The following is a 12,689-nucleotide window of genomic DNA, read 5'->3' as shown; positions in this document are numbered from 1 at the left end:
GTGGAACCCTTCGTCGGCAACGACTACCGCAAACGCGTCCTCGCCGCGGTGGAACGCCGCGGCGGCGTCGAGGAATCCGACCCCTTCGAGCTGTACGACATCCCGATCGCCGAGGCCGCCACCCTCTCCGACCCCGAGGTGGCCGCCCGGATCGACGAGGTGTGGGCGTTCTGGCAGAAACAACGCGATCACCCCAAGTACCGGATGCTCGTGGAGCATTTGGTCGCCGAACACGGCGACCGCAGTGCACCGCTACGTGAGTCGGTTCGCCGCGTGACGCTGGCCCGGTCCGTGCAGGCGCGCCGCACCGCGCTCGATGAGCAGCGATATCAGTTGTTGGACAGCGCGATCGAACGCCTCGTCGCCCGTTATGGCGACATCCCGGAGGGAAAGCGCGCCGGTCTCGACGAGATCGGGGCGATGGGTGGACTCAGTACCGACGAGGTCGCGACCCGACTGCGCAGACACCGCGTGGTGTCCGATACCCCCTCCGGGGCAACGGCTTCCACTCCTGCCGCGCCGCAAACGCTGTCGGCCCACAAACTCTCCCAGATCACCGAGCTGCTCACCGAGTTCAGCCGCCGCCGGAGCGGACCGCCTGCCCACACACTGCTCGCGGTACTCGATCTCACCTCCGACAACGCCGCCGACCGCGGCGAGATCCGGCTGCGCGTCGACGGAATGCGCCACCGCGCACGGGAACTACCCGCCGGCCGCATGCGCGCCATCGTCGACGAGCTCCTCATCGACATCGAGGAGATCCTGCTCGGACCCGTCGAGGTCACCGACGCGTACCTCGCCTCGGTCACCGACCGGGTCACCGAACATCTGCGGCCCCGTATCCGGGCGGCGATCCTCGTCGAGGATCGCTTGCACCCCGACGATCACCAGTTCATGCTCGACGAGGCGCGTGAACTCGGTCTCGGCACCCGCGACGCGCGCCGGCTGATCGCCACGATCGCGGCCGAGTACGACGGCGCCGTCGAGGAGCCGAGCCCTCCACCGGCGGCCACGAGCCCCACATCCACCCCGCCTGCGCCGCCGGCCGCCGCCCCGGAATCAGGCGACTGGCAGCGCGAATTGCGCTCGGCGAGACAGGCTTTGCGCAAAGGTCGTCCCGAAGAAGCCCGACGGCGATGTGCACAGGCGCGCGCGGCCGCCGGCGACGACCCCACCGCACTCCGTCAGATCGATGCGGTCGCCGACGAGGCCCAGCGAACCCTGGACGCCACCGCCCCGCCACCCGAACCGGCCCCGGCACCAGGGCCGCCTCCGGCAGCGGCAGCGTCAGCGGAGCCGCGCCCCGCAGCGCCGTCGCAGGTCCGGGCCGAGGCGGTCGACGGCACCGTGCGGGTGAGCTGGGAACCCTCACCCTCCGCGGGGGTGAGCTATCGGGTCACCCGCGTCGAGCCGAACGGCCGCAGGCAGGTGGTCGGCCGCACCTCGGAGACCGCACTCGACGACGGTGGCGTCGGCACCGCAACCCCATTGCCCACCTACGAGGTCACCGCAACCCGCGCGGGCGTGCACTCCGACGTCGCGATCTCCGGTAACCCGCCGCCCCCGCCCCGACCCCCGGGCCCTGCACCCACAACACCCACCGCTCCCACCACGCCACCGACCGACAATCTGCCCGCCGTCACCGACGTCCGCGTCGACGGGGACCGGGTGATCTTCGCGTGGCCCGACGGCGTCACCGAGGCCCTCGTCGTCATTCGGGCGGATGCACCTCCGCAGTCGCCGACCGACCCGGCGGCGTGGGCGAAGAAGATCACCAACACCCGCTACGCCATCGACGGCGGGTTCGCGATCCCCGGTTCCATCGCACGTCCCGGGCACATCGCGGTGGCGGCGTGCCGGCGCGACGGCAGCGGCGCGCTGACCGTCGCCGCCGCCTTCGGTCCCCGAGCGCGCGCGGCCCTGCCGGCGACGAACACCAACCCACGCCCGTGATTCGCTAGGCTGAATTCGCCGAATCGGACATCACCGACCTCGACCACCTGATTCAGAGGGGAATCACCTGCCATGGGAATCGACTACACCAAGCGACCAAAGACGCCGCCGGCCCCACAGCCACAGCCGACTCCACAGGCACAGCCGTATCAGCAACCGCCGCAGGGTTACCCGAACCAGGCTCCAGCCCAGCCGCCGGTGTCGTTGTCGAAGGTGACACTCACCAAGTCCGCGCCGAGCGTGTCGCTGACCAAGCAGGGTTCGGCGACCGGTCAGGTCCGGGTGAACCTCAACTGGACCGCCGGCTCCAAGGGCGGACTGTTCAAGCGCGCCACCGGCGTCGACCTCGACCTCGCCTGCCTCTGGGAATTCACCGACGGCAGCAAGGGCATCGTGCAGGCCCTCGGCAACTCGTTCCAGGCGCCGTACCAGGGACGGTCGATCATCTGGCTCGACGGCGACGACCGCTCCGGTTCGAACACCGGCGGCGAGAACATGTACATCGACCTGTCGGCGTCCAATCAGATCCGTCGCGTGCTGATCTTCGCCTACATCTACGAGGGCACCCCCAACTGGGCGAGCGCCAACGGCGTGGTGACCCTCTTCCCGGCGAGCGGACCGCAGATCGAGGTGCGCCTCGACGAAGCCGATCAGGGCGCCATCTCGTGCGCGATCGCACTGCTGGAGAACCGCGGCGGCGAACTCGTCGTCAATCGCGAGGTGCGCTACATCCGCGGGTCACAGTCCAAGGTCGACGAGGCCTACCGCTGGGGCCTGAACTGGAAGGCTGGCCGCAAGTAGCGGGCCGTCCCGGGCCTGAAATTCCACCCTGGCTACCGCCCCGGCCGCCCAAATTCCACCCGGGAGCCGGACACCGATTGCAATACGCAATCCGAACCCCGCTCCCGGGCGGAATTTCGGGGTCGACGACGGGTAGTTTGGGGACTACCGCCGCAGGGTCGTCGCCGGGCTCTCGCCGTAGGCGGCCCGGTAGGTGGCCGCGAACCGGCCCAGGTGCACGAATCCCCAACGGAGCGCGATGTCGGCGACGGTGGCGCGCGTGGCGTCGGCATCGATCAACGCCGTCCGCACGCGTTCCAGGCGGACGGTGCGCAGGTACTCGGTCGGCGAGGTCTCGAAGTGGGTGCGGAATCCGGTCTGCAGCGACCGCACGCTCAGCCCCACTTCGTCGGCGATGTCGGGGATGTTGATCTGCTGATCGGCGCGCTCGGCGAGCAGGTCCGCGGCGCGTCGAACCGCACGGGGCACCGGCGTCGCCGCGCTGATGCCGTGCACCTCGGCGCTGTAGTTGTGCGGCTGACTCAGCAGCAGTTGATTGACGACGGCTGCGCCGAGCTCACCGACCGCCAGCTGATTCGAGTGGGGACCCAACGTATCCACACTGTCGACAAGGGTGTGTACCAACGCCAGCCACGCACGCTCGGCGTGGCTCGTGGTCGACAGGGCCGGCGCGAATCGCAGGTGCTGGCGCGGAATGCGCCCCAGTCGTTTGCGGAGCTGCTCGTGCAGCACAACGCTGTCGATGCGGACCAGTAGTTGCCGGTTGCCCGCCGCCCAGCGCATCGAGATCTTCTCATCGGGCTGCAGCACCGACGCCGACTTTGGCGTGGACACCATGTCCCAGTCTTCGCCGACGATCACCGCACTTCCAGACAGTGGGATCTGAACCAGATAGAAATCGTCGAGGGCGGTCGGATCGATGCGGACGCTGGCACCGTAGTCGAGGTAGTACAGTCCGACGCCGCCGAGCTGGACGCCGTGGAAACGCGCCATGAATCCGTCGGCGCGTTCCATCGGCGCGAGCCCGTGGCGGCAGAAGGCGTCCCCGACGCTGGCGCGCGCGGCGTCGACATCGTCGGCGTAGGCCAGTTCGAAGTTCGACAGCGGTGTCGACGGGACCACCGGCCTGGTCCACGAAAGCGCACCGAGGTCGTCCCCGTCGCGATCGGGGCCGGCGAGATCGATGGCGGAGAAGTCGCGGGTACGTCGCTCTGCAGAGATCATGGGGCCGTCTTCCGTGAGTGTGACAGCCACGCTACTGCGCAATTCTGACCGTCGTCACAGAATCGTGTTAAAAGCCTGTTCCGTATTTGCTTCCCCGATGTCAACGTTTTCCACCGCTGCGCGTTCCGGATAGAGCCTGCGCATCGCGCATAGACCGGCACGTCTGCGCTGCCTAGCGTGGCCCACACCACATCGCCGATCCGGCGGTTTCGGCCCAACCAGGGAGAAGAGACACATGACATCCACCACCAGCCCAGCCGCCGGCTCACTCGCCGGTCGTGTCGCGCTCGTCTCCGGCGGAGCCACCGACCTCGGATGGGGCGTCGTGCACCGCCTTCGCGCCGCGGGCGCACAGGTCGCGGTCGCCGACATAGACGCCGACCGCGGCAAGGCATTGGCCGAGACCAACGCCGGCATCATCTTCGTCGAGACCGACCTCACCGACGACGCGTCGTTGACCGCGGCCGTCTCGACCACGGTCGGCACCTTCGGCGGCATCGACATCCTCGTCAACCTCGCCTGCTCGTATCTCGACGAGGGCGCTGCGACCACCCGCTCGCAGTGGCTGGCCGCACTCGATGTCAACCTCGTCAGCGCGGTCATGCTCAGTGAAACCGTCCGCCCCCAGCTCAAGGCCCGCGGCGGTGGCGCGATCATCAACTTCGGTTCGATCTCGTCCAAAATCGCCCAGACCGGCCGCTGGGTCTATCCCGCGTCCAAGGCCGCCGTCGTGCAGGTGACCCGGTCAATGGCGATGGACTACGCGGCCGACGGCATTCGCGTCAACTCGGTCAGCCCTGGCTGGACGTGGTCGAAGATCATGCGCGAACTCTCCGGCGACGACCGTGCCAAGACCGACGCGGTAGCCGCCCCCTTTCACCTCAACGGCCGCGTTGGCGACCCCGACGAAGTCGGCAATGTGATCACCTTCCTCGCCTCCGATCTGGCCTCCGGCGTCACCGGTGCCGACTGGGCCGTCGACGGCGGGTACTCCGCCATGGGACCAGAGCGCGCCGCGCCGGCAATCCCGCTGCTCGCCGAGTGACCTGACACATCCAGCACCCCAACGTATTTCCACTCGCGTCATCCCCACCCACCGTCTACTGAGGAGCATCACCCCCATGACCACCATCACCATCATCGGTGCCGGACAGTCCGGCCTCCAGCTCGGCATCGGCTTGCTGGACAACGGCTATGACGTCACCATCGTCTCCGACCGAACACCCGAACAGATCGCTGGCGGCAAGGTCAGTTCCAGCCAGTGCATGTTCGGATCCTCTCTGGCTCGCGAGGCCGCTCTGGGACTGGACTTCTGGGCAAAGGACTGTCCATCTGTCGAGGGCATCGGCTTCGCCGTACCCGGCCCGGACGGCACCCCGGCCTTCAGTTGGTCCTCACGCCTGGATCTGCCCGCCCAGTCGGTCGATCAACGCGTCAAGATGCCGAAGTTCATGGACGAGTTCGAGCGTCGCGGCGGCACACTTGTGATCGCCGCCGCCGATGTCGCAGCGCTTGAGAACTACGCCACCACCAGCGATCTGGTGATCGTCGCAGCAGGCAAGGGCGAGATCGCAAAGATGTTCGCCCGCGATGACGCCCGCTCGGTGCACACTGCACCCGCACGTGCCCTCGCCCTGACCTACGTCACCGGAATGCCTCCCCGCGAACCTTATTCGTCGGTCGCGTTCAACCTGATCCCGGGTGTCGGCGAGTACTTCGTATTCCCGGCACTGACCACCGCCGGTCCGTGCGAGATCATGGTGATGGAGGGGATCCCCGGCGGGCCGATGGATTGCTGGGGTGACATATCGAGTCCCGCAGAGCATCTCGAACGCGCCAAGTGGGTCGTCGACACTTTCACCCCGTGGGAGTCGGCCCGCTCGGCACACATCGAACTGACCGACGCCAACGGCACCCTCGCCGGCCGGTTCCCGCCCACCATCCGACACGCAGTCGCGACACTGCCCTCAGGCGCGCCGGTCCTCGGCATGGCCGACGTGGTGGTGCTCAACGATCCGATCACCGGACAGGGCAGCAACAACGCCAGCAAGTGCGCCTCCTCGTATCTGGCCAGCATCCTCGAACACGGCGATGCACCGTTCGATGCGGCCTTCATGTCCGAAACCTTCGAACGTTACTGGGATTACGCCAAGTACGTCGTCGACTGGACCAACGCGCTGCTCTCGCCGCCGCCGGAGCACGTCCTGGCCTTGCTCGGTGGCGCCACCGGTGACAGCCGCATCGCCCGCCGCTTCGCCAACGGCTTCGACGACCCGCGTGACTTCTTCAACTGGTTCATGGACCCGGCGTTGGCCGCCTCGGAGTACCTGCAACCGGTGGCGTCATGAGCCGCAGGATCGCGATCGTCGGGGCGGGCCAGTCGGGCGCACTACTCGCGCTGGCCCTGCGCCGCGACGGCTACGACGTCACCTTGGCCACCGATCGCAGCGCCAATGACATCCGTACCGGCCCAGTACTTTCCAGCCAGTGCATGTTCTCTTCGGCATTGGCCATCGAATCCGATCTCGGACTCGATCACTGGCCCGGCGATGTGCCCGCGATCAACCGGATGGCGATCAGGGTCGCTCCGACGGGCGGCGGCACCCCGTCGCCTGCGGTGTCGTTGGTTGGCAAACTCGACGAGCATGCCGCGTCGCTGGATCAGCGACTCAAGTGCGCACGGTGGATCGACGACTTCACCGAACTCGGCGGCACGCTGCGCCTGGGCGAGGTCGGTACCGCCGAACTCGAGGAACTGAGCGAAACCCACGATCTGACCATCGCTGCCAGTGGCAAAGGCACACTCGCCCAGCTATTCTCGGTCGACGGCAACCGCACCGTCTACGACGCACCGCAGCGGGTGTCCACCCTGGTCTACGTCTCGGGAATGGATGTCGAAGAGACTGCGGAACTGACCATGACCGTGGTGCCCGGCGTCGGCGAGTGCCTGACGATGCCGGCGCTGACCGTCAGCGGGACGTGTCAGATCATCCTGATCGAGGCGGTACCAGGCGGTCCACTGGATCCGGCAAGCGAGCTGAGCACGGCAGCCGCGCGGCTCGACTACGTCACCAACGCACTGACCGAGCACTTCCCCGATATCGCCGCCCAGGCCGCCGACATCGCCCTCACCGACCTCAATGCGACGCTGCACGGTGCCGTCACCCCGACCGTGCGGCATCCGGTCGCACAGTTGTGCAACGGACGACGGGTACTCGGCATGGCCGACGTGGTGGTACTCAACGACCCGATCACCGGTCAGGGGAGCAACAATGCGGTGCACTCGGCCCACACCTATCACCAGGCGATCCTCGCGCGCGGCGACCGCCCGTTCGATGCCGCCTGGATGAACCGCACCTTCGAGAAGTATTGGCGCGGTTGGGGTCAGTGGTCCGTAGCGTGGACCAACAGCGTCCTCGGCGGCATCCCCGACCACATCGCGGCGGTGTTCGGCAATGCCTCGGAGTTGTCCACGGTCGCCGATGCGGTGGTTCGCGGATTCGACGATCCGCGCACCGTGCAGGGCTGGTGGTTCTCTGCCGACGAAGCCCAGCGACTGGTCGAGACCGCCCGCCGAGAGGCCAAGTCGGTGCTCAACCAGCGCGAACTGCGTCGGGCACTGGGCCAGTACGTCACCGGCGTCACGGTGATCACCGCAAAATCGCCTGAAGGCCGCAAGATCGGGCTCACCGCCAACTCGTTCACCTCGGTGTCCCTCGATCCGCCGCTGGTCTCGTTCTGCCCCGCCCGCACCGCGCCGAGCCTGGCCGATCTGACGGCGGCCGGACGGTTTGCGGTGAACATCCTCGCCGCCGACCAGCACGACCTGTCCCGACAGTTCGCCACGCCGTCGGACGACAAGTTCGCCGGGGTCGAGCATCGCGACGGCGTCGGCGGCACGCCACTGCTCGATCGCGTTGTCGCACAGTTCCAATGCCGCACCGTGGCGCGTGTGGACGCCGGCGATCACGTGATCTTCCTCGGCGAGATCGAGGAGTTCACCGCACCCGGCGGCGACCCGCTGGTGTTCCATTCTGGCGGCTATCGCCTGGTCGCGACGCATCCCGACTACACCTGACCGACAGTGGCGGGCGGCCGCCACCCACTCCCACCCACGCCACCACCGGCCGTGGTTACGGACGTGTAAACCTTCATATATCGCTGTTGCGACGGCAGTCAAAATATCGCAATATCGAATGGCGGCTGTTGCCGCCGCCACCGGTACCAGCCCCGCCCGCCAGGCTTCGGAGTCCACCCCGACGCCACCTCCACTCCTCGTGCACCGCACCCCATCCGCCCATCCGCCACCACAGATGGAGAAGAGTTCCGATGAACGACCAGCCCTTCTGGAATCCCAAGACCGAGCAGCTCGATCGTGCTGAACTCGACGCCCTGCAACTCACCAAACTGCGGCGCCTGACCGAATGGGCGGCCGCGCGCAGCCCCTTCTACCAGCGGACCTTCGCCGCAGCCGGCTTCTCGCCCGAGCAGCTCAGGACGCGCGCCGACATCGACCGCATCCCCTTCCTCACCCGCGAGGACTGGATGCGCAGCCAGGAGCAGTTCCCGCCGTATGGTGAACTGCCGGTCACCGATCACGTCGGCGCCATCCGCATGCACACCACCAGCGGCACCAGCGGCAAGACCCCGCTGCGCGCACTCGATTCGCGCAAGGACTGGGCATGGTCGGCGGAGATGTGGTGCTACGCGCTCTGGGGCGCCGGCGTCCGTCCACACGACATCGGTTATGTCGCTTTCGGTTACGGCTCCTTCATCGGCTTCTGGGGGCTGCACAACGGCCTGGAGAAGTTGGGGGCGCTGACCATCCCCGGCGGCGCCCAGAACACCACCCAGCGCATCCGGCAGATCATCGACTTCGACGCCACCGTCGTCGCTTCCACGCCCACCTACGCGCTGCGCCTGGCGCAGGAGGCCCAAGCTCTCGGCATCGACCTGCCGACCAGCAAAGTACACACAGTCATCCTCTCCGGCGAACCGGCCGGCTCCATCCCCGAGACCAAGGCGCTGATCGAAAGCCAATGGGGTGCCAAGTGTTTCGACACTGCGGGCATGACCGAGGTCTCGACCATCTTCATGTTCGAGCCGGCCGATCAGCCCGGCGGCTGCCACATCATCGAAGACCACTTCATCGAGCAGGTCATCGACCCGGAAACCGGTAAGGAACTCGGTTACGGCGAGCGCGGCGAGCGCGTCTGTACCTCGTTCGGACGCGCCACCATCCCGCTGATCCGTTATCGCAGCGCCGATATGGTCGTCAAGGTCCCGCACACCGTCGCCGGCAGTGGTCGCACCTGGGACCTCTATGAGGGCGGCATCCTCGGCCGGGTCGACGACATGAAGCTGGTGCGCGGCACCAACGTCTACCCGCGTGCGGTGGAGAGCATCGTGCGGACCTTCGGCGAGATCGACGAATTCCAGATCCGCATCGAACGCCACGATATCCGCGACGAGATCTTTCTGGCCGCCGAACCGTTCACCTCGGTCACCGACGATACCTGGAAAGGCGTCGCCGACAAGCTCGGACGCGAACTCGCCGACGCACACGAAGGTTTGCGATTCCACATCGAACGTGCCGACGCCGGCACGCTGCCCCGTTTCGAGCTCAAGGCCAAGCGTCTCGTCGACAACCGCTGACGGTCGAGCCCAGGCGAACTGAAGAAGAAAGGCACCAGTCATGTCCCCCAACGCAACCGTCACGCTCGGCGGGTCGGCGGCGCGCACCGATCTCCTCGGCACGCCACTCGACTCGACCGAATCCACCCTGCTCGACGTCTACCAGGCGCTCAAGCGCCTGGTAGCCGACGACTCGATCGCCCCGTGCGCGGCATCCAACGCGCGAGCCGCCCTGGCCGCGGTCAGCCTCGTGCTGACCGATCTGGCCGTCGAGTTCGAACCGCTCACCGACCTGAACTGCTGAGGGAGACACCGTGAAGTACTCGATCATCGGCGGTGGGCCCGGCGGCCTGCTGTCGGCCATTCTGCTCAAACAGCACGATCCGTCGCACGACATCACCGTCTACGAACGCAACGCCTCCGACAGCACATTCGGCTTCGGCGTGGTGTTCTCCGACGACACGCTGTCCAATCTCGAGGCCGCCGACCCGGTTCTGCTGGACCGGATGCGCAGCCACTACCGCTACTGGGCGCCGATCGATGTCGACTACCACGGTCACATCGACCGCTCTGACGGTCACTCCTTCGCTGCGATGGCCCGCAAGCAATTGCTGACACTGCTCGGCGAGCGCGCCACCGAACTCAAGGTCGACGTCGAGTTTCAGACACAGGCACCCGACCTGGATGAACTGCGCGCCATCAGCGACGTGGTCATCGCTTCCGATGGCGTCAACTCGGGAACCCGTGCTGCACTATCTGATTCGCTCTCGCCGAGCCTGGATCGGCGGCCGTCGAAGTACGTGTGGTTCGCAACCACCACGCCGGTCGACTGCTTCCGGTTCGTCTTCCGCGACACCCCACACGGCATGTTCTGGGCACACATCTACCCATTCGACGAGAACACGTCGACCTTCATCGTCGAATGCTCACCACAGACCTGGCGCAACGCCGGCCTCGACGTCTACGCCGAGGTGCCGCGGCGGCCCGGGGAGAACGACGAGGCGTCACTGAAGTTCTGCGAGGAGGTCTTTGCCGACTACCTCCAGGGACATCCGTTGCTGGGCAACAACTCCGGCTGGCTGAACTTCACCGTCGTCCGCAACAAGTCCTGGCATGACGGCAACACGGTACTGATCGGCGACGCCGCACACACCGCACACTTCTCGATCGGCTCGGGCACCAAGATGGCGATGGAGGATGCCATCGCCCTGACCAGTGCCCTGCGCGGGGTCACCGAAGCCCATGAGGTCGGCGCAGCGTTCGAAGCCTATGAGAGCGAACGGATGCCGGTCGCCGCATCCCTGCAACGCTCGGCGCAGACCTCGATGGAGTGGTTCGAGGACATCGACCGCTATCGCGACATCCCGGCCGAGCAGTTCGTGTTCCAACTCCTCACCCGCAGCCAGCGCGTCACCTACGACAACCTCAAACTGCGCGACGCGAACTTCGTCGGCCGCCTCGACGAGTGGTTCGCCGGCTCCGACAACCGTGCCGGGGTGCCGGTCGACCCGTCGACGCCGCCGATGTTCTACCCGTTCACCGTGCGCGGGTTGACCCTGCCCAACCGCGTCGTCGTCTCGCCGATGGCGCAGTACAGTGCGGTCGACGGCGTGCCCGGCAATTGGCATCTGGTGCACCTGGGTTCGCGTGCGGTCGGCGGTGCCGGCCTGGTCGTCACCGAGATGACCGCGCCCACCGAGGACGGCCGCATCACGCCCGGCTGCCCGGGCATCTGGAACGATGACCAACGTGACGCGTGGGCGCAGATCGTCGACTTCGTCCACGAGTCCTCGGACGCGAAAATCGCTCTGCAGCTCGGACATTCGGGCCCCAAGGGTGCCACCAAGGTGATGTGGGAAGGGATCGACGACCCGCTGGAGGAGGGCGCCTGGGAGATCCTCGCGCCGTCGGCGATCCCCTACCGTCCCGACAGCCAGGTGCCGCGCGAGATGAGCGTCGACGACATCGGTGCGATGGTGCAGGCGTACCGGGAGTCGGCGATCCGCGCCGCGCAGGCCGGCTTCGACATGATCGAATTGCATTACGCCCATGGCTATCTGCTCTCGGCGTTCCTCTCGCCGCTGACCAATCAGCGCACCGACGACTTCGGTGGGTCGATCGAGAACCGGGCCCGCTTCGGCACCCTGATCCTCGACGCCGTGCGTGAAGTGTTCGACGGCCCGATCAGCGTCCGCATCAGCGCCACCGACTGGGTCGACGACGGGATCAGCGACGACGACGTGATGACCATGTCGACGATCTTCGCCGAGCACGGCGCCGACCTGATCGACGTCTCGACCGGGCAGACCTCGGTCAAGGCGAAGCCCGCCTACGGCCGGCTCTACCAGACGCCGTTCTCCGATCGCATCCGCAACGTGTTGGGCATCCCGACCATCACCGTCGGCGCGGTCGCCTCGGTCGACGACGTCAACACCATCGTGTTGTCCGGCCGCGCCGACCTGTGCGCCATCGCCCGGCCACATCTGGTGGACCCGTACTGGACGCTCAATGCCGCACTGGATCAGGGGTATCGCCCCGGCCCGATGCCCAAGCAGTACCGTTCGGGCCGCAGCGCGCGGCGGCGCGAGCAGACCCCGTGACCACCGATCTGGTCGAGCAGGCGCTGGGATACCCCCAGGGCCCGCTCGATCACACCCTCGGTATCCGTGTCATCGAGCTCTCCGCCGCGCATTCGCGTGCGGTGATGCCGGTGGCCGGCAACACCCAGGTCACCGGGAGGGTACATGGCGGGGCGTACGCCGCGCTCGCTGAGACCATCGCCTCCCTCTCGGCGTCGGTGCATGCCGGTGCCGGGCGGGTGGCGTTGGGCACCGAACTGACCGCCAGCCACGTCGGCGGCACCGACACCGGCGAGGTCCACGCCGACTGCCGTGCGGTGTCGCTGGGGCGGCGCTTGACGGTGCACCAGGTCGACCTGCGGGCCGACGACGGCACCCTGCTCTCGAGTATCCGTGTCACCAATTACCTTGCGCGAACGCCGAGCTGAGCCGCAGCCCGGCCACTAGACTCCCCTTCAACACTTGTCCACCCCCGCTACCGCACCCGCTCCACTCGCC

Annotated in this window: 10 protein-coding genes; 9 read left to right on the top strand and 1 reads right to left on the bottom strand. The window is 67.2% G+C overall.

Annotated features, from left to right (window positions below; all coding sequences use genetic code 11):
* A complete protein-coding gene (locus P3L18_RS03675) occupies window positions 1-1,953 on the top strand; it encodes a hypothetical protein (protein ID WP_276113267.1) in 1,953 nt (650 codons plus the stop codon).
* Between the two features lie 72 nt (window positions 1,954-2,025).
* Complete coding sequence (locus tag P3L18_RS03670) at window positions 2,026-2,754, top strand: tellurium resistance protein (protein ID WP_276113266.1); 729 nt, start codon at window positions 2,026-2,028, stop codon at window positions 2,752-2,754.
* A 144-nt stretch (window positions 2,755-2,898) separates the two neighbouring features.
* On the opposite strand, the gene P3L18_RS03665 is transcribed toward P3L18_RS03670, so the two are convergent.
* Window positions 2,899-3,978, bottom strand: coding sequence for an AraC family transcriptional regulator (locus P3L18_RS03665; RefSeq protein WP_276113265.1), 1,080 nt, complete (start codon window positions 3,976-3,978; stop codon window positions 2,899-2,901).
* A 235-nt stretch (window positions 3,979-4,213) separates the two neighbouring features.
* On the opposite strand from P3L18_RS03665, the gene P3L18_RS03660 reads away from it, so the two are divergent.
* The 7 genes from P3L18_RS03660 to P3L18_RS03630 all read left to right on the top strand — a co-directional run bounded on the left by P3L18_RS03660 (window position 4,214) and on the right by P3L18_RS03630 (window position 12,619).
* Entirely contained in the window at window positions 4,214-5,023 is an 810-nt protein-coding gene (locus P3L18_RS03660) for an SDR family oxidoreductase (RefSeq protein WP_079931866.1), read from the top strand.
* Between the two features lie 76 nt (window positions 5,024-5,099).
* On the top strand, window positions 5,100-6,326 hold the full coding sequence (locus P3L18_RS03655; protein WP_276113264.1) for a styrene monooxygenase/indole monooxygenase family protein: 1,227 nt from the start codon (window positions 5,100-5,102) through the stop codon (window positions 6,324-6,326).
* On the top strand, window positions 6,323-8,056 hold the full coding sequence (locus tag P3L18_RS03650) for a flavin reductase (protein WP_276113263.1): 1,734 nt from the start codon (window positions 6,323-6,325) through the stop codon (window positions 8,054-8,056). The genes P3L18_RS03655 and P3L18_RS03650 overlap by 4 nt, the downstream gene beginning before the upstream one ends.
* A 251-nt stretch (window positions 8,057-8,307) precedes the next feature.
* A complete protein-coding gene (locus P3L18_RS03645) occupies window positions 8,308-9,633 on the top strand; it encodes a phenylacetate--CoA ligase family protein (RefSeq protein WP_079931291.1) in 1,326 nt (441 codons plus the stop codon).
* Between the two features lie 40 nt (window positions 9,634-9,673).
* Window positions 9,674-9,916, top strand: a complete 243-nt coding sequence (locus P3L18_RS03640; RefSeq protein ID WP_079931290.1) for a hypothetical protein — start codon at window positions 9,674-9,676, stop codon at window positions 9,914-9,916.
* Between the two features lie 10 nt (window positions 9,917-9,926).
* Window positions 9,927-12,212 (top strand): FAD-dependent monooxygenase, encoded by a 2,286-nt coding sequence (locus tag P3L18_RS03635; protein WP_079931289.1) that lies wholly within the window; start codon window positions 9,927-9,929, stop codon window positions 12,210-12,212.
* Window positions 12,209-12,619 carry a PaaI family thioesterase gene (locus P3L18_RS03630; RefSeq protein ID WP_172398924.1) on the top strand — a complete coding sequence of 137 codons (411 nt, stop codon included), beginning with the start codon at window positions 12,209-12,211 and terminating at the stop codon, window positions 12,617-12,619. The genes P3L18_RS03635 and P3L18_RS03630 overlap by 4 nt, the downstream gene beginning before the upstream one ends.
* Window positions 12,620-12,689: the final 70 nt, after the last annotated feature.

The sequence above is a fragment of the Gordonia sp. N1V genome, assembly GCF_029269935.1.
Classification (GTDB): Bacteria; Actinomycetota; Actinomycetes; order Mycobacteriales; family Mycobacteriaceae; genus Gordonia; species Gordonia polyisoprenivorans.
Note: the sequence above shows the minus strand (reverse complement) of the source record. Positions and strands in the feature narration are given on the sequence as shown.